23 protein-coding genes are annotated in these 22,437 nt (G+C 56.3%); 9 read left to right on the forward strand and 14 right to left on the reverse strand.

Features of this window, described 5'->3' with window-relative positions:
* Positions 1–38: 38 nt before the first annotated feature.
* The 4 genes from R8G34_16000 to R8G34_16015 are packed head-to-tail and all read left to right on the forward strand — an operon-like array spanning position 39 to position 1,973.
* On the forward strand, positions 39–518 hold the full coding sequence (locus R8G34_16000) for a UPF0262 family protein (GenBank protein ID MDW3224356.1): 480 nt from the start codon (positions 39–41) through the stop codon (positions 516–518).
* Positions 519–980, forward strand: a complete 462-nt coding sequence (locus tag R8G34_16005) for a low molecular weight phosphatase family protein (protein ID MDW3224357.1) — start codon at positions 519–521, stop codon at positions 978–980.
* Positions 981–988: 8 nt separating this feature from the next.
* Positions 989–1,381 carry a ketosteroid isomerase-related protein gene (locus R8G34_16010; protein ID MDW3224358.1) on the forward strand — a complete coding sequence of 131 codons (393 nt, stop codon included), beginning with the start codon at positions 989–991 and terminating at the stop codon, positions 1,379–1,381.
* A 4-nt stretch (positions 1,382–1,385) separates the two neighbouring features.
* On the forward strand, positions 1,386–1,973 hold the full coding sequence (locus R8G34_16015) for a GNAT family N-acetyltransferase (GenBank protein ID MDW3224359.1): 588 nt from the start codon (positions 1,386–1,388) through the stop codon (positions 1,971–1,973).
* A gap of 43 nt (positions 1,974–2,016) precedes the next feature.
* On the opposite strand, the gene R8G34_16020 is transcribed toward R8G34_16015, so the two are convergent.
* The 3 genes from R8G34_16020 to R8G34_16030 form a co-directional block, all read right to left on the reverse strand.
* Positions 2,017–2,379, reverse strand: a complete 363-nt coding sequence (locus R8G34_16020) for a hypothetical protein (protein MDW3224360.1) — start codon at positions 2,377–2,379, stop codon at positions 2,017–2,019.
* Between the two features lie 105 nt (positions 2,380–2,484).
* Positions 2,485–3,582 (reverse strand): porin, encoded by a 1,098-nt coding sequence (locus R8G34_16025; protein MDW3224361.1) that lies wholly within the window; start codon positions 3,580–3,582, stop codon positions 2,485–2,487.
* Positions 3,583–4,059: 477 nt separating this feature from the next.
* Positions 4,060–5,481, reverse strand: coding sequence for a hypothetical protein (locus R8G34_16030; protein ID MDW3224362.1), 1,422 nt, complete (start codon positions 5,479–5,481; stop codon positions 4,060–4,062).
* A gap of 36 nt (positions 5,482–5,517) precedes the next feature.
* Between R8G34_16030 and lepA the strand changes: the two genes are divergently transcribed.
* From lepA to R8G34_16050, 4 genes are all read left to right on the forward strand, one after another.
* On the forward strand, positions 5,518–7,317 hold the full coding sequence (gene lepA / locus R8G34_16035) for a translation elongation factor 4 (protein MDW3224363.1): 1,800 nt from the start codon (positions 5,518–5,520) through the stop codon (positions 7,315–7,317).
* 105 nt (positions 7,318–7,422) lie between these two features.
* Complete coding sequence (locus R8G34_16040) at positions 7,423–8,211, forward strand: hypothetical protein (GenBank protein ID MDW3224364.1); 789 nt, start codon at positions 7,423–7,425, stop codon at positions 8,209–8,211.
* Positions 8,212–8,819: 608 nt separating this feature from the next.
* Positions 8,820–9,011 (forward strand): CTP synthetase, encoded by a 192-nt coding sequence (locus R8G34_16045; protein MDW3224365.1) that lies wholly within the window; start codon positions 8,820–8,822, stop codon positions 9,009–9,011.
* A gap of 252 nt (positions 9,012–9,263) precedes the next feature.
* A complete protein-coding gene (locus R8G34_16050; protein MDW3224366.1) occupies positions 9,264–9,578 on the forward strand; it encodes a TraR/DksA family transcriptional regulator in 315 nt (104 codons plus the stop codon).
* Positions 9,579–9,679: 101 nt separating this feature from the next.
* Here R8G34_16050 and R8G34_16055 read toward each other — a convergent pair whose 3' ends face one another.
* From R8G34_16055 to R8G34_16090, 8 genes are all read right to left on the reverse strand, one after another.
* Positions 9,680–9,799, reverse strand: a complete 120-nt coding sequence (locus R8G34_16055) for an entericidin A/B family lipoprotein (protein ID MDW3224367.1) — start codon at positions 9,797–9,799, stop codon at positions 9,680–9,682.
* A gap of 119 nt (positions 9,800–9,918) precedes the next feature.
* Positions 9,919–10,398: a class I SAM-dependent methyltransferase gene (locus R8G34_16060; protein ID MDW3224368.1), complete on the reverse strand. Its 480-nt coding sequence runs from the start codon at positions 10,396–10,398 to the stop codon at positions 9,919–9,921.
* Complete coding sequence (locus tag R8G34_16065; protein ID MDW3224369.1) at positions 10,395–11,156, reverse strand: polysaccharide deacetylase; 762 nt, start codon at positions 11,154–11,156, stop codon at positions 10,395–10,397. The genes R8G34_16060 and R8G34_16065 overlap by 4 nt, the downstream gene beginning before the upstream one ends.
* Positions 11,146–12,276 (reverse strand): glycosyltransferase, encoded by a 1,131-nt coding sequence (locus R8G34_16070; protein MDW3224370.1) that lies wholly within the window; start codon positions 12,274–12,276, stop codon positions 11,146–11,148. Before R8G34_16070 ends, R8G34_16065 begins: the two co-directional genes overlap by 11 nt.
* A complete protein-coding gene (locus R8G34_16075; GenBank protein ID MDW3224371.1) occupies positions 12,273–12,857 on the reverse strand; it encodes a histidine phosphatase family protein in 585 nt (194 codons plus the stop codon). Before R8G34_16075 ends, R8G34_16070 begins: the two co-directional genes overlap by 4 nt.
* On the reverse strand, positions 12,854–13,927 hold the full coding sequence (locus R8G34_16080) for a glycosyltransferase (GenBank protein MDW3224372.1): 1,074 nt from the start codon (positions 13,925–13,927) through the stop codon (positions 12,854–12,856). Before R8G34_16080 ends, R8G34_16075 begins: the two co-directional genes overlap by 4 nt.
* Entirely contained in the window at positions 13,924–15,171 is a 1,248-nt protein-coding gene (locus R8G34_16085) for a glycosyltransferase family 4 protein (protein ID MDW3224373.1), read from the reverse strand. The genes R8G34_16080 and R8G34_16085 overlap by 4 nt, the downstream gene beginning before the upstream one ends.
* Complete coding sequence (locus tag R8G34_16090) at positions 15,168–16,316, reverse strand: glycosyltransferase (GenBank protein MDW3224374.1); 1,149 nt, start codon at positions 16,314–16,316, stop codon at positions 15,168–15,170. The genes R8G34_16085 and R8G34_16090 overlap by 4 nt, the downstream gene beginning before the upstream one ends.
* A gap of 356 nt (positions 16,317–16,672) precedes the next feature.
* On the opposite strand from R8G34_16090, the gene R8G34_16095 reads away from it, so the two are divergent.
* Positions 16,673–19,027: a mechanosensitive ion channel family protein gene (locus tag R8G34_16095; GenBank protein MDW3224375.1), complete on the forward strand. Its 2,355-nt coding sequence runs from the start codon at positions 16,673–16,675 to the stop codon at positions 19,025–19,027.
* Positions 19,028–19,480: 453 nt separating this feature from the next.
* On the opposite strand, the gene R8G34_16100 is transcribed toward R8G34_16095, so the two are convergent.
* Genes R8G34_16100 through R8G34_16110 form a run of 3 tightly spaced genes read right to left on the reverse strand, consistent with a single transcriptional unit; the run spans position 19,481 to position 22,437 of the window.
* Entirely contained in the window at positions 19,481–20,500 is a 1,020-nt protein-coding gene (locus R8G34_16100) for a glycosyltransferase family 4 protein (GenBank protein MDW3224376.1), read from the reverse strand.
* 14 nt (positions 20,501–20,514) lie between these two features.
* A complete protein-coding gene (locus tag R8G34_16105) occupies positions 20,515–21,501 on the reverse strand; it encodes a glycosyltransferase family 2 protein (protein MDW3224377.1) in 987 nt (328 codons plus the stop codon).
* A 15-nt stretch (positions 21,502–21,516) separates the two neighbouring features.
* On the reverse strand, positions 21,517–22,437 hold the full coding sequence (locus R8G34_16110) for a glycosyltransferase family 2 protein (protein ID MDW3224378.1): 921 nt from the start codon (positions 22,435–22,437) through the stop codon (positions 21,517–21,519).

The raw sequence follows: 22,437 nt of genomic DNA on the forward strand, positions 1-22,437 counted from the left end.
ACTTGTCAGCTTGCTGTTTTGTGTAAAGAACCTGACCCATGTCCCGTATATCCGAGATTTTCCTTGACGATTCTGCTCTGCCCCCGGCCACGCCCGAAATTGAGCAGGAACGCCGCGTTGCGATGTTTGACCTTCTGGAGGAAAACACCTTTGTGCTTCCCGAACGGGATGGGCGGACGGTGCCGGAGGGTCCCTATCATGTGGGGCTTGCGATCCGCGAAAAGCGGCTGGTCTTTGACGTCACAACTGAAAGCGCGGAAAAGGCTGCGGAGTTTCATCTGTCGCTGGGGCCCTTTCGTCAGGTGGTGAAGGACTATTTTCAGATCTGCGAAAGCTATTTCGAGGCGGTGAAAAAGCTGCCGCCCAGCCAGATTGAAACCATCGACATGGCCCGGCGCGGTATCCACAACGAAGGCTCGCGCGTGTTGCAGGAACGGCTTGAAGGCAAGGCGGAGGTGGATACCGATACCGCCCGGCGCCTGTTCACCTTGATTTGTGTTCTGCATTTCGGGGGCTGAATGGAGCACGACCTTCCTCAATCGGTTCTGTTTTGTTGCGATCATAACGCAGTGCGCTCACCGATGGCCGAAGGGATCATGAAAAAGCTATACGGCACAGGGACCTATGTGCAGTCGGCGGGCGTCACAAATGATATGGAAATAGACGGGTTTTCCATCGCCGTCTGTCAGGAAATGAATGTGGAACTGTCGCGTCATCGCAGCCGCAGTTTTGATGAAATGGAAAACTGGGGGGATGATCTGGGCTCCTTTGATCTGGTAATTGCGCTCAGCCCGGCTTCGCAACGGCGCGCGCTGGATCTGACGCGGTTTTACCATCTGGACGTCGAATACTGGCCTATTCTGGACCCCACGGGTCTGGGCGAGACCCGGGAGGCCAAACTGGTGAGCTACCGTCAGGCGCGGGACCAGATCATGGAACGCCTGATTGCTCGTTTCGGGCCGCCGACAGAAGCAATTTGAGAGGGTCTGTGAAGCACATCATCAAGCAGTATTTTGACGCCTTCAACGCCAAAGATATGACGGGCATGCTGGACTGTCTGTCACAGGATGTGGCGCATCACGTGAACGAAGGCACCGTCCGGATCGGCAAAGAGGCATTTGCTGAATTTTGCGCCCATATGAGTCGATGCTATGATGAAACACTGGTGGATATGGTGATTTTTGAAGCCCCGGATCACGGTCGTGCGGCGGCTGAATACAATGTTCAGGGCCGTTATCTCGAAACAGACGCGGGACTGCCCGAGGCAAGGGGTCAATCCTACAAGCTGTCAGCCGGTTCGTTTTTTGATGTCACCGGGGGAAAGATTACGCGGGTGACAACACGGTATAATCTGAACGACTGGATTGCGCAGGTGTCCTGAGACGATGGCGGTGAGGTTGCAACGTTTGACGGGGCGCGCTCTGTCTGAAACCCTGGACGAGATTGCCGCACTCAGGATAGCGGTGTTTCGGGAGTGGCCTTATCTCTATGATGGTGACACCGAGTACGAACGCGGTTATCTGAAACGCTATCTCGAAAGCCCGCGCGCGATTGTGGTGGGGGCGTATCGGGAGGATCGGCTGGTGGGGGTCACGACCGGCACGCCTCTGGCGGATCATGCCGGGGATTTCGGACAGGCTTTTGCAAGCACCGGGCTGGCGATTTCGGACATTTTTTATTGTGCGGAGAGTGTTTTGCTACCTGCGTTTCGCGGGCAGGGCGTGGGACATGCGTTTTTTGATGCGCGCGAAACACATGCGCAGGAGTCTGGTTTCAAGACGGTTTGCTTTTGTTCGGTCTTGCGTCCAGAGGATCACTCTGAACGCCCGCTACAGTACCGCCCGTTGGACGCATTCTGGCGTAAACGGGGATATGAACCCCTGCCGGATGTGATCGCGTCGTTTTCGTGGAAAGACCTTGGCGAGGAGGCCGAGACCAGGAAGCCGCTGCAGTTCTGGATGCGCCGTTTGTAAGGGTCCGCAAAAGGTGGCCTGAAGCCCACCCTACCCGCATGTTTCAGGATTTGGCGCAGACCGCCTGGGAGGTTTCCGCAAATCTTTGCCAGGCTTCCCAGAACCGGACATTGGAGGGGGCGCTTGACTGGCGCACGTCTTGCAACAGTGAAGGTTCGTTAAAGAACCGGGTGCTGCGGGCTTGTTGAGAGGAGGTGAGGGTGCGGTTGGCAACTTCCTGGATGCAACCGCAGCGTTGTTGCGTGGCGCTGCGACGGTTTTGCGCCAAACAAGCGGATCCGATCGGCCCGATGGCAAACCCGGCCGCAGTGTTGGTGACGACCTGGCGAACCTGCGGGTCAGACCCACGGGACCCACAAGCCGTGACCAGCAAGAAAATACTCACTGCAAAAAACCACTTTACCATTCAACTCCCCCGCCCAACGCACAGTCCCGGTCAGGCGACAATGTAGCAGGCGGGGGCGGTTTTCAATTGCATGGGCTTATGTTTTCACTGCAGGCGGCAGGGGCGTCAGAATTTCCAGCGTGCACCGATGACCATCACGTCAATGTCCTCAACCGGTGTTGTGGCTTCCTGGAACTCATAGGTCCGGTAGGCCGCATAAACCTCGAGGTTCTGATCATCAAACCGTTGCACCACGCCCAGGCCGACCGAAGAGCTTTCCGACCCGATGATGGCAAAATCATTGCCCTCATAGACGTCGATTGAAATGGCGGTCGAGCCAAAAGGCAACCAGTCGCGGATCACGCCCAGTTTCAGATAGACGAAATCGTCATCACCGCCGTCCTGCTGTGCGCCCGTGGAAAAGGCCGCATTCACGCCGGTGGGTTCGTGCAAGACGGCCAGTGAGCCAATGGCCTTCTCATCGCCGCCGCTGACCCATGCATAGCCCAGACGACCGTCGACCTTGATGTCGCCGTAATCGCGCACGTATTTAAGGCCCAGGTCGTAAAATTCGCGGTCGTCGCCTTCCGTCAGGATTTCCTCACCGGCTGAAACACTGGCCACGAAGCCATTGAAATCAGGCGTGTCATAGCGAAGGCGGAAGCGGCGCGCGCCGTCCAGATCACTGAACGTGTCACCGATGTCAATGCCGGAGGATGCGCCGCCCAACGGACGGAACGCGATGTTGCCCGCCAGATCCGACAGGGAGGAATAGGTCACAACTGTCGTGCCTGACAGATCTGCCTCGGCATAGCCATCCGTGGCCGTGCTGCCCTGACCAAAGGAGAATGTCCCCAGTGTCGGCGTGTCATAGATCACTTCGAACTTGCGCAATTCGGTGCGGCGCCAGTCAAAATCCAGACCATTGTCGTCAATGGTGACCGAACTTGATCCGGTCAGGCCAAGTGCCGATTCAAAATGGAATTTCAGCGTCGCGCCATTGGCCAGACCGGTTTCCCAGATCGCGCCGACGCGCGTGTTGGAGTTGTCATTGTCCGAGATGTAACTTTCGCTTTGCGTGCCGTCATCGGCGCTGAAAAGACCGAAGTTGAGCTGCCCATAGAATGTGAACGTGTTGTCCTGCGCCACTGCCGTTTGCGGCAGCGCCAGAATGAGACCGCCAAAAGCAGAGGCCAGAATACGGGTGTTGGAAACTTGTCTCATTGGAAGACCTTATGTTCAGGGATGAAAGAGAAGTCTAAGCGGGTGGTCTGACCCAAGCCATTGCGTTTTTGTGCACATGATCTGTTCAACTATACGCCGGGCTCCTGCGAAAATCCAATAATTTCAACCCTAGGGCGTGCTTTTCAAGGCGGAGTGTTCGTCTCGCAGCGTTTAGACGTTTGGCGGGGGTGGATGGGGGGCGGTTTCTTTGCCTCGCAGGCGGCATTTAGTCACCATTGTCCTGGTGCACCTGCGATAGCCGGGATCACGACGCGGGTGCGCAACATGCGCTGCCCGGTCCCGAATGAGTTGAGCCACCGAAAGATGCGATTTTGAAGCAGGCGATACGTTTAGTTTGATACCCCGCGCGCGAACCGAGGGGTGGAAGCGAAGCGCCCGCGTCACGCTTTGGGCGTGCTATCAGCACGACGGGGGCGGTTCGGGCGCTGCCCAATCACTGATTGGTTCGCTTGCGAACTAGAATAGTGACGATAGCAGTTCCGTAATTTTGTCTAACCTGAGTAACAAGCCGGTCCCTTTATTAATTGCGGAACCGTCGGCCTTTTTGGTCGCTTCCGCCGCCCTTTCAGAAAGGGATATTCTCTGAGATCGACCGCCTGATCTCTTTACAGCGTCTGCCTGTGCCTTGACGCCTGTCGAGGATTCAAGTGTCACGGCATCCAGTACAAATTCGGTACTCAACCGCTCTTTACTGTGACCGGAAAGAGCTTTGAATTCGGTTGCGATTGCCAGTCGTTTCTCTTCATCCAATTCTCGCAGGCGTTGCTCAACAAAGGTTTCATGTGCCTTGCGTACTTCGGGGTGATCTGCCCTGAGTTGAATTTCGTGGCGCCCCAGCGCGGAGACCAAAGCAACTAGACTATCCTCGATTTGATATTCGCCAGTGTCCAGACGGCTTTCAAGGATCTCACGTGCCAACCTGATATGCATGTGTACCGCGTTTGGATCATCCCGACAGTTTAGACGGGTATGATTTAGGTATTGGTAAGCGGTGCACATATCGCTGAAACCGCTTGTATTGTGCGAGCGCAGGGCGAGGTTAAGCGAAAAATCTAACTGACGGAAAATTCGGTCAATAATTTTATCGGAATTATCAGTCGAAGCTACGACCGCATATGTACCTTCCAGATCGCGGGTGATGGTTTCTGCTTGCGGGAGTCTATTGGCGAAGAAATCAACTTGGATTTCCTTGATGCGTTCCGCAACAACTGTCTGCCCAGCGTCCCATTCTTCATCAGTGATTTCGGTGGCGATTTTGAAGATCATGTCCCAATCCATGGGCGAACCGTTGAGAATCCCTTCGTACCACGCGATCCAAAACGACCAGTCCGCTTCATCAGCGGCCCATTGTGCCTTTAGGGCATCCCAACCGGCTTTCAGGCCTTCTGGCTGAGCGATGTCTGACCAGAGCAGCACCCAGTTTCCCGGTGACACAGAATCGAAGGTGGCGGCGGAGAAGGCGGCGGAGAAGGCGGAGTCGGCGGCGGCGGCGGCGGAGAAGGCGGCGGAGAAGGCGGAGTCGGCGGCGGTGGCGATGGAGAAGGCGGCGGCGGCGGCGGAGTCGGCGGCGGCGGCGGCGGAGAAGGCGGCGGAGAAGGCGGCGGTGTCGGGGGCGGTGGCGGCGGAGAAGGCGGCGGCGGCGGGGCTTGATAATGCCATCATCTCTGCGGCCGGACATGTGGCCGCAGCCGCAGAGATGAGACTCGCACGGCAAGTTGTAAAAGCAAGCCGGCTTGTTGTCGCATCCTTCCTGGAGCCCAGTGCCGGAAGTGCGCGCAACGCGCATCTTGTCGCAAACCAAACCTGTGTCTGATGGTCCTGCGTCTCAAGCCAAGCCTTGGCGCATTTGTCATCCATTATCTCTACTGGCTCATCCACCTTGACCGCCCCGCAAAACCCCTACATATCCACAGCATGACACCGCTTTCACATATCCGCAATTTCTCCATCGTGGCGCATATCGACCACGGGAAATCCACGCTGGCTGACAGGCTCATCCAGTCCACCAATACGGTGGCTGACCGGGACATGAAGGAGCAGATGCTCGACTCCATGGACATCGAGCGCGAGCGGGGCATCACCATCAAGGCCCAGACTGTGCGGATCAACTACACCGCCCAGAACGGCGAGGATTACGTCCTCAACCTGATCGACACGCCGGGCCACGTCGATTTCGCCTATGAGGTCTCCCGCTCCATGCGTGCGGTCGAAGGCTCGCTGCTGGTGGTGGACTCTACGCAGGGCGTCGAGGCCCAGACCCTCGCCAACGTCTATCATGCCATCGACGCGGACCATGAAATCGTGCCCGTCCTGAATAAAATCGACCTGCCAGCCTCGGATTGTGACCGCGTCGCCGAACAGATCGAGGACGTCATTGGCATCGACGCCTCAGGCGCCATTCAGGTCTCTGCCAAAACCGGGCAGGGCATCATGGAAACGCTGGAATCCATCGTCCAGAACCTGCCCGCCCCCACTGGCACCCGCGACGCCCCCCTCAAGGCCATGCTGGTGGACAGCTGGTATGACAGCTACCTCGGCGTGATCGTCCTCGTGCGCATCATGGACGGTGTGCTGAAAAAGGGCGAACGCATCCGCATGCTCTCCAACAACTCCACGCACCACGTGGATCGCATCGGCGTCTTCCGCCCCGCCATGACCGTAATCGACGAATTGGGACCGGGCGAGATCGGCTTCCTCACCGCCTCGATCAAACAGGTGCGTGACACCCGCGTCGGCGACACCATCACCCACGAAAAGAAAGGCACCGAGGACGCACTCCCCGGCTTCCAACCCGCGCAACCCGTGGTGTTTTGTGGCCTCTTCCCGGTGGACAGCTCCGAATTCGAAGAACTGCGCGACAGCATCGAAAAACTCGCGCTCAACGACGCCTCGTTCTCCTACGAAATGGAAACCTCCGCCGCTCTCGGCTTTGGCTTCCGCTGTGGGTTCCTTGGCCTCTTGCACCTCGAGGTTATCCGCGACCGGATCGAGCGTGAATATGACATCGAACTGATCACCACCGCGCCCTCCGTCATCTACCACATCTACATGAAGGATGGGGTGATGATGGAACTGCACAACCCCGCCGACATGCCCGACCTGACCCTTGTCGATCACCTCGAAGAGCCGCGCATCAAGGCCACGATCCTTGTGCCCGATGACTACTTGGGGGACGTCCTGAAACTCTGTCAGGACCGCCGCGGCATCCAGATGGACCTCACCTATGCCGGTTCCCGCGCCATGGTCGTCTATGACCTGCCGCTCAACGAGGTGGTGTTTGACTTCTATGACCGCCTGAAATCCGTGACCAAGGGCTATGCGTCGTTTGATTATGCCATGATCGGCTATCGTCAGGACCAGCTGGTGAAAATGTCCATCCTCGTGAATGACGAGCCGGTGGATGCGCTCTCCACGATGGTCCACCGCGACCGCGCCGAACAACGCGGCCGCGCCATGGTCGAAAAGCTCAAGGACCTGATCCCCCGCCACATGTTCAAAATCCCGATCCAGGCCGCGATTGGCGGCAAGGTCATCGCCCGCGAAACCTTGTCTGCGATGCGCAAAGACGTGACGGCCAAGTGCTACGGCGGAGACGCCACGCGGAAGCGCAAGCTGCTGGACAAGCAGAAGGCGGGTAAAAAGAAGATGCGCCAGTTTGGTAAAGTGGATATTCCGCAAGAAGCTTTCATATCAGCCCTCAAGATGGACGGCTAAAAGCTGTTCATTCTGGGCTGATATGAAAGACGGCGGGAGGCAGCGTATTGCAAAGCAATGCGCGTTCCCGCACGGTTGTGTCGTTCGTAACCGTGGAGAAGATGGATGGGCAGGAGAAAGTCTTTTTGCGAAACGATTGGTGATTGGCCAGTAGAGCAACGCATTGACCGCGCGAAAGATTTAACAAATAAGCTGACTTACCGTATTCAAGATGTGATTCAAATTCACGCAGCAAATGAAATAGTTCTGTATTCAAGCGAACTAAGTAAACAGATTCCAAAATCTCTAGCTACGCATGCTTTCAATGTTTTTAGGGATTCACAGTTTAAATTCGAAATCATCAGATTAGTCGCGTTGTGGGACAAACCAGGTGATAACATCGTCTCTATTCCAACAGTTATTGCTTTGATAGATGATCCAGATGTAATTGAAAAACTAGTCACAGAGACATTTCAAGTACATGTTAATCGTAAGGTCGCCGACTTGAATCCACATCATGACCCAAAAATCGAAAAAACTGTTGATGAATTGATAGACGAAAATCAACGGGAGTTTGCCAAAAAACAGTGCGATAAATGCCGAGCAGTTCTAGGCATATGTATACAGACATTTCAGGACACACGCGAAGCAGAAAAGACACGATCAATACGGAACCTGAGAGATTATGCTGCCCACTCGTTTACGAAATCACGTCGAGACGCCGGCTCACCCTTTGCAAAGACAAAATATGGAGAAGAAACGCAGCTTTTTCACAAGACAATTAAGCTGATCGAAGACCTTTATTGCTGGGTAAATGGGACAAGTTTTGATATCTCTGGGGATTGCGTGGATCAGGCCAAAGGTCGTGCGGAAGAACTTTGGAATAACTGCCATTTTGATATCCCCAAGCGATAGTGGCTTGTCACAGGGCAAGTTTAACTTTTGATGGGATAAACCAATTGCAAATCCAAAGGATTTGCAGCGCCCGAACCGCCCCCACGGGGCGGGCGCTTCGCTTCCCACCCCTCGGTTCGGACGCGGTGGACCTAACTGATTGCATCGCTTGCATCCCCGGCCCGATCCTCGCGGATCGTGCGTTCGGCACTTAAAACAGTTCCCCGGACTGTTTGATCCGGCTGCGCCGGACCGTGCCTCACTCCCACACGATGCGGGCGCTTCGCTTAATCCTGCGCCTCGGTCCGGGCGCAGGTGGTTCCGATTGAGGGCAACGCGTTACGACTATGCCTCCCGGCGCATTTCTTGCGAAATCCGCGTTCGATACTTCAAAAGGTCCCCCGGACCTATTGATCGGGGCAAGCCTCGACCGTATCTCCCCCCCCCACACGATGCGGGCACGTAGGTGCGATAGCATCTGCGGAGTCGACGCGGCTCCAAGCTAAACGACCACCACCCAAATCCCAGACGCATTTCGCGCAAATTCCGCGTTCTACACTTTGACCCAAATCAAGGAAGCAACCGCAACCCGCGCCTACAACCTCCCCATCCCAATTTGGAGACATCTGATGCCGCGCCTCATGCTCGTTCTCATTTTACATATCTTCATCGGTTCGACCCTCGCAGGCTCCGCCGTGATTGCTGCTTTGTCGATCGGCTATGACACCCTGACCCCAATCCTGATCGCCGCCGCCGTTGGTTTCGTCGCGGCCTTCCCGATCAGTTGGTATGTCGTGAAACGGATCACCGGGGCGGCGTAAGCCATCGGCGTCCGCCAAACCCCGTTTCCCCCAAATCATACAAATCGGTGTACGGGCTGTGTACAGCCTGTGTACAGGTTGTGCACACCGCTTTTCCCTTCGAATTGGCCTTTTCGCGCCGCCAAAAGGATCACAGTCTCTACCCGGGGCCCCAGTTGTGAACCGCGCTCATGCACAGGGTGGAGTTGACCCATATCAAGGCTGGATTGTCGTGATTTGATATCCTGTTGGCACCAAAACAGGAGATGCGCTATGGATATCGCCATTCAAAAAGTAACTCTGTTGGCCCGTCGCAAAGATCTGATAGGCATGATGCAGAAAATTGAAAATAGCCTGGACGAAACGCCTTCAAAGGACTGGGAAGACCGTTCATCTGAGCGACAAGGTGATGAAGTTCTGGAGGTCATCGGGCTCGAGGATCAGGCAGAGCTTAAACGCATCGACGCAGCCTTGGATCGTATAGAAAAGGGCACTTACGGGTCCTGTATGACCTGCGGAGCGGAGATAGACAGCGCGCGTCTGTCACTTGTTCCAGCGACACCATTCTGCCGTTTTTGCATGACTTAACAAGCGCTTGACTGGTGTTGGCGGTCTAGGCGATCCAGCCAAAAACCTGGGCTGGATCGCAATTGGAAATGGTTCGGCTGCATTTGGCCAAAGCGGTGTTTTTATTCGACAGCGTTTTCCAAAGCTTCACCGGCGTTTTGGACATCACGGCCCACGCCTTTGGTTGTTTCACAGGCCGCCAGAGCCAACAGGACGGAGAGCAACGCAACAATTCTCAACATGAGTCTTCCTCTTGATTTTATTTCGATTGGTGATCCAAGCATCTGATGGGGTTGAATATCTTGAAAAGCCGGACCCACACAAGAGCAACGATATACACTCAATGCGGGGACGTCGATTGCTAAGGTGCGCGGTAAAAGAGATATCTTTCCGGGTCAATTGTGACCGGTCCTGTGACTTGCGTGAAGCCAACCAGGGGCTGTTGACTGACCACCAGACCACCCGACCGCATCAGTGGAAGGATCAAAGGTGACAAACGCTCGCCTTCTTCAACATCCAACGCCTTGATTCCAAAGCCAAAATCATAGTGAGCCAAGGCCATCTTTGCATCCTTTGAGGCCAGATCTACCAGCACTTGATCCGCTTCTCCCAACAGTAAATCATCTGCTGGCGGGACGCAGGAAGGATGCGATTGTAACACACGGTCAATTACCCAAATGCGACGCTGAGGCAGTTTTTCCCGCAAATGATCATAAGTGCGCCCATTCCCAAGTCCCAGTTCCAGGACATCCCCGGGTAAATCGGCAATGAAATCCGCAGCCCAATTCAGCCCATCGATCTGGGCAGAAAGACGGCGGCGCATTGACTCTAAACGGCTCATTCGATCTCCTTCAGTACGGATGCCAGAGACGTCGGTTTTGCAACGCCTTCCAGCAATTCATTGAGAAAAGCGCGGGAAAAGTCCCAGATGGGAGACGTGTGCACTAGATGGTGGGTCAAGTAGCCAAACGGTTCTGAATTGTCAGCCCGCCCTACACGCCGCGTCTTGAGCAGTTCAACCGCAGTTGCAATGATCTGATCGGGATCCAAAAGATCCCGTGTGCCGTGCCAATCGATCGGATCCAGATGTGTGTTTACTTGAAGCAACCCGGGTGCGGCCATTGCCGTGCGTCGTGGTTGAAAGGCAGATACCATTTGGTAACCCACATCCGAAAGAATTTGCAGGTTCGAAGAATGCAACCTGTTCCAGGGCGGAACAAACACGCGCACTAAACGCGTGTCAAAAACCGACAGCATTTTTGTAAGTGCCTGCTCCAATTCCGCTTTTGAACCGGAACGTTGATGGTCAAATTCAGATTTCTTTGCGCCGATGGGTGCGGTGTTGCGGTGTGCCCACCCGTGAATGATCGGAATGAATACCGATTGCGTACACACCGCATCGCGTAGTGAATTTTCGACAGCATCCGGGATCACTGCCAAATGAATCGGCAGACCCAAATCATCCGACAGCCTGGAGAGTTGCTCAAGCGCAGAGGTCGCGGCAATTGCGTCATCATCTCGCCACCACAGTGGCAGGGTTAGCCGATGCGCCCGCCATAAGGCGAGCTCGCGACGCAAAGGTGACCAGTCAGCGTTCATGCTTCAGGGCCTCCACTATTCCCACCGTTTTGGCCGCTCCATCCATGCCCTTTGTTTGGGGTAGCCTTGGGATGGCCCTGGTGACCTTTCTTACGTGCTCCAACAAGGCGGCCCCGGTTAAATCGGCGTTCGTTAAAACGCTTATGCCCGGCAATTTGGCAAGCGCTTGGGCGCGTAATGTCTGCTCGACCTCATTGCCCGCGTCAAAGGGGACCAAAACCGCGGGCGTACCTGTTTGCAGCACATCAAGGGCTGTGTTGTACCCTGCCATGGAAACGGATGCACAGGCTGTTTTCAACAACTCTCGAAAATCCGGGCGTGCAGGTTCAACGACAACATTTGCAGGCGCGCGCGCTTGTAAATCACTCACGTTTTCCCGTGCCTGACGGCCGCCAACCAGCAGGTGCCATCGTCGCATTGGATCAAGCGTTGCAGCCGTAAGTGCCGCACAAAAAAGCTCTGCGCCAACATCGCCTCCGCCAGCACTGATCAGCACAGTGTTTGATCTTTGTCGTTTTGATTCAGGTATCGGCGGGGCAACGAAACCGGTGTAGTGGAGCAGGGGCGCTAGACGTCTCGTGACGGGCCAGCTGATCTCCAGCGGTGTAACCTCCGGGTCCGAATGCACAAGCACCGCATCATAATAGGTCGTGATCATATTCTCGGTTGCCTGTGCTTTGGCAGGCTTGGACGGCGGCGCCAGAATGTCTCGGATGGAGGCACAGATGAGCGGCGGCATCGGCAATTTGCAGGCTAAATCGAGCAGATGGCGGAATTCTGTGGCCAGCACCCGTCGCCCAAATGGAAAGAGTTCCGTGATCAAGACGTCCGGTTGAATATCGCTCAAAGCGCGTTCTAGCATTTGTGCACGCGCGCTCATCGTATCCTGCCCGGCCTCGTCACCCTCCTCGGTCAAGAGACGTGTGAAGTTAACTCCATCCGAACGCAGAGAGGGCAACTGCAGAAGGTTCAATCCAGTGCTGCTCAGTTGAGGAGCAGGCGTACCGCCAGAGACGACGGTAGCGTTATGCCCGGCGGCTTTGAAGGCATTGGCGATTGTAAGCGCCCGCGACAGGTGGCCCGTGCCCAGCAAATGGGTGACAACGATCATGACCTTCATGAAGTGCGTTCCGATAATCGAACCGACGCATTCTCGGCGGACCAGTCTCGATCTGTAACGGTGATGACGAACAGGCGGTTGCGTTTGATCTGGAACGGGGCGGGTCCCGCAAAATCCCAGCCTGTGGCCTGTGCCATCAAGACCCGCATGATGCCGATATGGCAGACCACCACGACATCCCCGCTCAATGATTGGACCCATGGGCGCAACCGGGTGCGCAGATCGGCAGGGCTTTCGCCATTTGGCGGTCGATAGTGCCAGCCCCATTCCTCGATATCGCGAAATCCGGAATTCGGGTCAGCCCGAAGGATCGCGCCTTCTTTGCCTTCCCAGTCACCCCAATCCATTTCAATCAGAGCCGGATCTGTTTTCGGGCGTTGATCCGATACCAATTCGGCAGTTCGTATGGCGCGTTTTAGGGGACTGGACCAAAGGGTTGCTCCTTGCCATTGCTCGGGCAAAACCAACCGACTCAGTTGCTTCTCGGCGGCGTCATCCAATGCAATATCCGTGCGCCCCTGAATGCGGCCCTCACGGTTCCATGGCGTATGCCCGTGACGCAGCAAGGCCAGCCGTATCATGTGAGCGCCTCAGCAATGGCACCGCAAAGCACATCGCTGGCCCCGGTGATCAGGTGATGTGCCGCGATGTGCTCACGCGCAGCCTGACCGCGGCGGATCCGTTCGCAGCGATCCTTCAGGAGCAAATCCAATTCCACGGCAAGTGCCTCTGCGCCTTCTTCCGGAAGTGGATAGGTGCCCGGCGCCAACACATCAATCACGCCAGGTCGGTGTTGTGCAACGACGGGCAAACCGGCGGCCTGTGCCTCCAGATAGGTCACGCCAAAAGCTTCGTTCACGCCGGGCCAAAACAGCAAGCTGGCCTCGCCATATGCCGCAGACAGCGCCTCCGCGTTCAAAGAACCGCGCAGTTCCACCTGATCGCCAAATCGATGCATCATGGAAGCGACGGCACTCAGGGCTGGCCCATCACCTGCGATGACCAAGCGCCAGTCTGCGGTCTTGAGCAGATCGAGAGTATCAGCGATAAGTTCATAGGACGCAAATTTGTCGCCATGACGCAACATGCCGACGCTGAGCATCGCGCCATTGCTTGGACTGGCAGGCGGCAGTACTGCGCGGGCCAGGAAGGGCCGCAGATGAATGATCTTTTGATTTGGCCGTTTGTACGCATACAAGGCTTCTGCATCTCGGCGCGTCAGATGAAAAATTGCATCCGCCGCATCACTGGCGGCTTCGGCGGCCTGCGCAAATGCCGCCCATGGTCCGGTCAACCGCTTGCGCGCGCGCGTCGCTTCAATTTGGAAGTAGGGCAAGTTTAACCCCGCCGCGACTCTTGGGCCAACGAGATCAGGCGCTTTATAGTAACTGTGATAGGTGATCCAAACCTGCCAGTCTGAACGACGTCCCTGTTCGATCAAGCGTGATGCTTCGGCCTCTGCTGCGGCGAACAGGCGCTCTTGCGTTTGCGCGTTGCCCTGTTTGTCCACGGTTTGCAGCGTTGAAACCAGATCGGCCTGGATGTTGCCATACCTGAGGGCTTGCAGAATGGCCCGACCCATGGCGCGGTCCCCAGAAGGCACCGGGTGCGTCGGGGGTTTCATGGGCGCATAAAACGCGACATTTGTCATCGTGGGTTGTCCAGCATGTGCGTCAGTCGTTTTTTCAGATGCGCGATCCCCGGTGGCATCTGGAACTCGGAGATCAAACGCTCAAAGGCCGCATCAGCCATCTTTCCCGCCTTGTCCGGATCCTGCGCGAGCATCTCTATTTCGCGCGCGATACTGGCAGGATCGTCGTCACTCAAAACACCGTGGATCCCAGTGTCAATAAACTCCGGAATGGCAGAGACCGGTGTCGATAAAATGGCAAGTTTCTGACTCGCCGCCTCCATCAACACGTTAGGCAATCCGTCGCGGTCCCCATCAGACGCAATACGACTGGGGAGCACAAAGAGATCAGCTTCGCGCATCGCCGCAATGACTTCAGGCTGATCACTTGGTCCACGCCACGTGATGCGATCAGAAACACCAAGTTGTTGTGCCAGGGCCTGCAAGTCGTCTTTCAATGTTCCGCCACCAATGTGGGTCCAGTGCCAGATCAGCGTCTCGGGGAGAAGCGCAAAGGCCTTGATCAACCGGTCAAATCCCTTTTTCTCAACCAGACGGCCCACTGAAATGAGCGCAATGGGATCACCAGATTTGCGAGGCTCTCGCAAAGGTGGTTCGGGGAATCTGGTCAGGTCCAGACCGTGATAGACCAGATCGACGCGGTCCGGTGTATCCGCGAGTGATTGCAAATGTGCGGCGCCAAATGCCGTACAGGTTGCCCCAAACGTCGCCCCGTGACTTTTTGCACAGAGTTTTTCGCGCAACTCCCATTCTGGAGAGGTCCAAATGTCTTTGGCATGGGCCGAAAACGACCAGGGCAAATCGCGCAACATCGCAGCATATCGCGCCACAGAGGCAGGAGTATGCAGAAAATGGGCATAGAGCCCATCCGTTTGCGGCGGTAATTCCCGCGCAAGGACACAGGCCTGCCCAAACCGACGCGCTCGATTGGGGGTGCGGTCGCGCTTATAATCTGCTCTTATGGCGCGCCAAGCCTCCATGAACCCTGGGCGTTTTATCGCATACAGAAATCCTCGCAAAACCCGCACAGGCTCGTCTTTGAGGTATTCCGGTAGATAGTGTACCCGCGCACGCAGACGATCGTGCAAAGGATGGGTTTTTGTGTCCGTCGGATGGCGCAGAGACCAGATTTCAAACCCCACACCGGCCTCTTCAAGAGCAACAAGTTCCTGCGCGATAAAGGTTTCCGACAGGCGCGGCCAGCCTTTGACGACCACGCCGAGGCGCGCATGATTTGAGTTCATTTATCCGCCATCAAAAGCGCGGCGCGGGCCACCACCACATCCAACCCGTCCAGCAACCCATTTGCACCTGCATGTGAGGGTTTCTTCTGTGACGGCAAGGCGCGAATGAAATCGATCATGGTCTGCGCGGTCATGCCATCGCGATGCTCATCCAGCATCCGGATAAGCCCAAGTTCTTCGGCGCGCGCGGCGCGGATCCACTGTTCCATCCGCGGGACGGTGCGCGGCACGATCACGGCGCGTTTGTCAAAGGAGAGCACTTCACAAAACGTGTTGTACCCGCCCATGCAGATCACCCCTTCGGCCCCGGCAAAAAGCGCTTCGATCTTGGAATCAAATCCAAGTGCGGTAACGCGGCCGTTCAGCTTTGCCACGCGCGCATCAAAGGCCTCTCTGACTTCACCGGACAGGAAGGGGCCATAGACGAGCACGGCATCCGGCTTGAGCGTGGGATCGGTTTCATAGGCCTTGATGGCAAGGTTTACCATGGACTGCCCATCGCCCCCACCGCCGGGTGTGATCAAAACATAAGGCGTTTCCGGGATCTCGGCCGCATCCGTGACTTCACGGCGCAAGTACCCCGTCCAGTAAATCCGCGCACGCGTTGCATCAGAGAGGCGCAACCCTTCTGTCGGGTCATAAACCGCGCGGGGTCCATAGACCCAGATCTGATGGTAAAAGCGTTCTGTCGCTTCAACAGCGCCTTTGCGGTCCCATTCAGCGGCCAGCACCGCGGGTTCGTCCAACACATCGCGCAAACCCAGAACACATTGTGTTGTGCCGCGCTTTTCCAGCCATTCCAGAGTCGGGAGCAATTCGCCGCGAAATCCGGTGGGTTCTTTGTCTACGATCAACAGGTCGGGTTCGTATTGCTCGACGGCCGTTTGTATCAGACCGGAGCGCATCTTGGTGGTTTCATCGATATCCAATCCCAGCGTCTGACTGACATAGGAACCGTCGGGAAGCTTGGTGACGCCGGGCAGGCGCATGTGATCCACCCGCTCGGGGAAAGTGAACCGGCCCGCAACCGGAGAGCCGGTCAAGATGATCGCCGATGCGTTTGGATCAGCCGCAGTAAGCGCCGTTGCAAGAGCACGGGATCTGCGAAGATGCCCCAAACCGAATGTATCATGGCTGTAAAGCATAACCCGCAAAGAACGTTTGGGTTCTGTGCTTGCGTCCCGTTCGGACGGCGAATCCAATTCCCGAAACACGTTCATGATGGTCGTCCGCCTGTTCCACAGTTGTCGTCGGAAAAGGTGCCGGATGGTGTAATTAGTCGCATGTCAGCCGTCGCGCAAAGTAAAAATTCAGGCACATCGGCCAGTCCTTGGATTGGTCGAAAACTCGTGATTTCCCGTTCCCAGTGACTGTTTGGCATAAAAGTGAACCATGTGCAAAACACCAGTGCTCGCGCCGACGTGCTTGGATGTGCGATTGCAATGGACCATGCGGTCCCCTACCGTCAAACACCAATTGCGTTTTGTTTGGAATTTCCTCTATGCGTGCCTCTATTTTTGCCTTGTTGATGTGCTTTGCGACGCTTTTTATCTTTGGGTTTCAATCCACTGCACAGGCGCAGCCACTGGGGTCTCTGTTCGGACCAGCCGCGGATTCCAGTGATGCAGCTGACGATAATATTTCGGAAATTATGCGGCAGGCCTCCGAAAACGGCGTTGGTGTGATTGTCATAGACTCTCAAGGTACCGTTCTGAGCGAGCCTGCGCCCGCCACCGTACCCGCCTCGGAGGGTGTCGAGGGGTCGAGCCTGATGAAGGCGCAGGATTCGGTGGTTCGATTCAGAACCGCCTTGATTGATCGCATGCTTGATTTGCCCAATGCTTTCAACGAAGTGATCTATATTCTCCGCGCTACCAGTCCGGATGGCACGATCTGGGCCTTTGCGTGGGCGCTGATTATTTCCCTGTGGCTCTTTGCGATGGGTATGGTCTTTGAGACCCAGATCTATGGCAAGCGGATCGTCAAAAACTTTGTGGTTTCGCGGATCAAGGAAAATCCGGTCGGGTACGCTGAGAAAATGCCCTTTCTGGTGTTTCGGTTTTTCATGGGTGTGATCGGTATTCTGGTGTCGATGTTGGTTGCCTACCTGCTGGGCGCGTTGCTTTTTGGGCCCTTGGATGACAAGGCGATGCAATTCACCGTCAGCGTGATCAATACCGCCTACTTCGCCTGTCGCCTGGTGGCGAACCTGTGGCGCATGGTGCTGTCCCCTTACCTGGAGCAATACCGCCTTCCGGTTATGTCCTCGCGCGATGCCAAGCGATTACACGCGTGGCTCTGGACACTGGGGACGGTTGATGTCTGCGCCATTTTGTTTGGCATCTGGATCGGCGAACTTGGCCTGAACTATGACGTGTATGCGTTCTTGTCCTCCCTGATGTCGGCCATTGTCGTGTCCCTGAACATCCTGATGGTGCTGGTCAATCGCAGTGCGATTTCCAATGCCATGCGGCAGGGCAAATCCGCCACTGAGGTCAGCTGGAATCTGAAGGTCATGACAACCATCTGGGCGCCGCTGGTGATCGTCTATGTCATCTTTGCCTGGATGGAACTGACCTATGACCTGGTCCTTGGAAACCCCTCCTCGATCCCGCTGATCGCGGGCGCATATATGATCCTGATGTCGATCATCGTGGTTTACGGTGTGATAAACTTCACCATCGAGCGCAGCTTTCAACGCGCGCGGGCCTTGCGGGATCTGAATGCGACGCGGGCCTCGGATGAACCGCTTGAGCAGGCGGTGATGGACGCGGAAGATATGACGCTGGTGCGCCCGCGCCACGCGCTCAATTCCTTCGAGGCACTGGCACGACGCGTCGCCGGGATCCTCGCCTTTGTTGCTGGAATATATGCATTTTTCTACATCTGGGACAATAATTCAGCGCAGATGGTCGAGGGGTATGCCACGCAACTGCTCGACATCATGGTGATCTTTTTCCTTGGCTATATTGTCTATCACACCTTCCGGATCTGGATCGACAACAAGATCGCCGAAGAGCAGGGTGACCTTATCGAAGAGGAGGTTGGTGGTGACGGCGGTGGCACCGGGGCCACCCGGTTGGCAACGCTGCTGCCACTGTTTCGAAACTTCATCCTGATCGTTGTTCTGGTCACGATCTCCCTGATTGTGCTGCTGGAAATGGGCGTCAATGTCGGACCGCTTTTTGCAGGTGCGGGTGTGGTTGGTGTGGCCGTGGGCTTTGGCTCTCAGGCGCTGGTGCGTGACATCTTTTCGGGCGGGTTTTTCCTGTTTGATGATGCATTTCGAAAGGGCGAATACCTCGACATTGGCGGGGTCAAAGGCACCGTTGAAAAGATCTCTGTGCGTTCTTTTCAACTGCGTCACCACCTTGGCGCGCTGCACACTATTCCGTTCGGTGAAATTCAGGTCATGACCAATTACTCACGCGACTGGGTGATCATGAAACTGCCCTTGCGGGTGACCTATGACACCGATGTGGAGAAGGTGCGCAAGCTGATCAAGAACCTCGGCGTGGCGCTGCTTGATGACCCGGTGATCGGGGAGAATTTCATCCAGCCGCTGAAGTCACAAGGCGTCATTGAAATGCAGGATTCCGCGATGATCATCCGCGTGAAGTTCATGACCAAACCGGGGGATCAGTGGCTCGTGCGCAAGCGTGTCTATGAAGAAATCCGCATCCTCTTTGAAAGCGAAGGCATCCATTTCGCACATAAGGAAGTCACGGTACGTCTGAAGGATGGCAAGGTCGATGAACTCTCAGAGGATGACAAGAAAGCGGTCACGGCAGCCGCCCAAGCCTCCATTGAAGACGACCTTCTGGACGGTGAAGAGGCGGGCGGGGACGACCGTTAGCAATCGGTGCTCGCAACGCGCGGTGACTGTGCACAGCGTCGCGATTGCCGCGGGACCGGACCCGCGCCGTTAACCCCTGTGTGCCATGAAAAATCCGGATTGTGACATCCGTACACATCCCGTACACAACCTGTACACCGGGTGGCGTACAATTTGGGTTGGCGGGCAGGGTTAACAGCGCGGTCGGGGTGAAAAAGTTAAGGGTTTGCACCGCCTGCGCGCGTAAATCCCGTGTCCATTCAAGGCCCCGATCAGACATTCATTTTTGAAGGCCTGCGACAGCAGATAACGAAACCCACATTCGTTTTTGGATGTCTGTCTTAGGGGCACAATACGCAAGCCTTCCTTTTGGCGCTGCCAAGGAGAAAAGATCCGCCCGGGAGCAAATAACGCCCGGGGTGCTTCAGGCCAAAAAAGGACGCGGTATGCTATGCGGGTTGAATGTCTTTTTGATCACTCCACGGCGGCAAGCACGTCATTGCGATCCCGTACAGGGCCGCAAAACTCGCGCAGCCAATCCTCTGACAGGTTTCCCTGCTGAATGCCGCAGGCAGGGAAGCGGGTCTGCGCGTTGGCGACTGCTGGAGTGATCAACAGAGTGTGCAGGCGCTTCGCCCAGGCATCAGGTGAGAGATCGCTCTGCAAGTGGATCAACCCACCGGCTTGTTCCGCAAGACCATCAACACCTGAAACCAACACGTTCCGGCCTGCTGCCTGAGCCTCCTGAGCGACAAGCCCGAAGGCTTCCCACCGGGATGGCATCGCGACGATATTTGTTTCGGCATAGGCGCTTGGCAGGTCCGTGCAATGACCGCGGAATGAAATGCGGTTGTCGTATCGGGCCAGAGCCCCAAGCCGGGCCCGTTCGCTGCCCTCGCCGAAAATGACCAGCCGCGCGTCGCGAAGTGGACAGAGGTGGAAGGCTTCGATCAGAATATCAAAGCCTTTTTGCGGCTCCAGACGTCCAAAAGCACCGATGACATTCCGCGTCGGTTCAGGAGGTGCGATGGCCTCAAATTGAGAAAGGTCGACATGTGGCCTGATCACGCTCAACGCCCGATCCGTTACCAGGTTGCGCTGTAACAGCCATTCAGCCTGACCTTTGCTCACAGCAATCACACCGTCAAACAACGCATAGGATGTGCGAAGCATCGTGTGAAAGCGTTTTTTGTTGGGTACGTTCAAGGCGGTGAAGGCACGGGTATAGCTGTGCTCTACATGCAAAACTCTGGTGTCCGGGTTCATGGCGCGCAGTGCCATCAGCGCGGGCAGAGACCGCCAGCTCAACGCAAGATGGGACACGATAACATCTGCATCATGCCGCCCGATCGACCATTCGGACTTTTTCACAAGGCAAACAGACTGGTGCGTCCGCCCCAGAAGCCCGGGCAGTGACATGAGGTGGTCGAGCATGCGCATAACGCCACCGGGCGTGGTGTCGTCGACAAGATGAATAACACGAATGGACGTCATGGACGGATACTCTTTCAGCTGATTGCGCGTTTTGCGATGAGGTTGCGTAGGTGTTTGACAGGTGTCTCGCCACAGACCCGCAACAGGCCTGCCGCACAGAGTGTTGTCGCTGTTTTTGCAGGCTCGTGTATCAGCGGGTGACGCGAGCAGACCATGGACTTGACCACCATGTCCCAGGCTGTCCCACCATCCAGGCTGCTGACAGCGCGGCGCGCCAGATAGCGCAGCTGATACGCGCGTGCCGCGTTTTCGTGCCGCGCAAAAAATGCCGGACTGTAGGGGCGGAGTTTGGTCACCATGCGCTCCCAGGACATCAGTTGACGTTCGGTTGCCGCAGAAAGACCGCCACTGCTGATCCGATATCCCGTCAGCAGGCCGGGTACGCCTTCGATTTCCCAATCCGTGCAGAGAAGCAAACGCATCCAGCATTCAATATCCTCGGACTGACGGAAGGTTTCGTCGAAAACCCAATCGTGCGATTTTTCAAACCAGGGGCGTTGTGCAATGTCGCGCAGCGCGGCGCGCCGGATAACCGCGGCCGATCCGTTGCCAACCGGATTGCGACGCAACACGTCTGCTGCGGAGATTTTGCGCAGTTTGGGGCGCTGGTTCACCCCGGTCGGGCGCGAGGCTTCGTCGATCAGCCGGGATCCTGCAAAGCTCAACCCGACGGTCTGTGCCGTCTCAAGATGATGGACGTGAGCGGCGAGTTTTTCGGGCATCCAGATATCATCAGCGTCACAAAATCCGATGAAATCGCCGCGTGCAGCATGGATACCTGCATTGCGGGCACCGGCAAGGCCACGGTTGCTCTGGCTGACGATACGGACGCGCGCGTCTGATGCATAGCCGCGAGCCACTGTCAGCGTGCCGTCTGTGGAGCCATCATTTACAATGATGACTTCGAAGTTGCGACAGGTCTGGGACAACAGTGCATCCAGAGTTTCGGGCAGCGTCTTTTCCGAATTGAAGGCGGGAACAACGACAGAAGCGGTTGGCATGTTGGAGATCCTGTTTTAGCGGGCAAAAAGTGAGTGGCGCATCGCGAGGGGCAAGATCGGTGCGATGAAAGCGGCAAGTGTGGTGAGGCCGCCACGGCGAAGCGGATGCATGAAGGCGCGCGGATCACGGGCAAGCCCGGCTTTGGTGAAGTGCAGCGCATCTCGCGGATCATGGCCAAGGCGCAATGACCGACGCGCCAGATAACGCATGTAGATCGCCTCCTGCGCAGGGGTGGTCTCGACGCCATAAGCGCGTGCAGCGGTGATCGCGCATTCGCGGCCGGTGAACATGGCGGCCAGATTTGACGACAATCCACGTTGGCTTGTGCGGTACCAGACATGCAGCCTGTCCAAACCCTCGATACGATGCCCGGTGCCAATAAAACGGATCAGAAACTCCAGATCTTCATTGTGGATCATGCTCGGGTCGAGCCCACCACTGCGCTGGAATCCTGCTGCCGAGACTGTGAGGTTTGACATTGTGCAAACCGGATTTTCGCCAAGCAGGTCTGAGATCGTCAGGCATTTGCCCGGAACCGTTGACTGACTTGTGGCGTCGTCGGGGCGGTCGCGAAAAAAGGCGACGCGCCCAAAAAGCCCGTCTGCCCGCGTCTCGCGAAAGGCCGCGTTGAGATCGGACAGACGGTGCGGCGTCCAAAGATCATCCGCATCGCAAAATGACAGATAGGTGCCAGTGGCATTCTGCGCTGCAACGTTTCGGGCATTGCTCGGACCGACGCCCACATTTTTGCGCAGCACGATCCGGTGATCGCATGCGGCATACCGGCTGACGATCCGGTCGGAGCCATCGGTGGAACGGTCATCAACGCATATGGCCTCCCAGTCGTCAAAGGACTGTTCCTGCAGGCTTTGCAAGGTGGCATCCAGCGTGTCTGCGGCATTATGAAAAGGGATGATTACCGAAAAACGCGGCAT

This window comes from Paracoccaceae bacterium (genome assembly GCA_033344815.1).
Classification (GTDB): Bacteria; Pseudomonadota; Alphaproteobacteria; order Rhodobacterales; family Rhodobacteraceae; genus Roseobacter.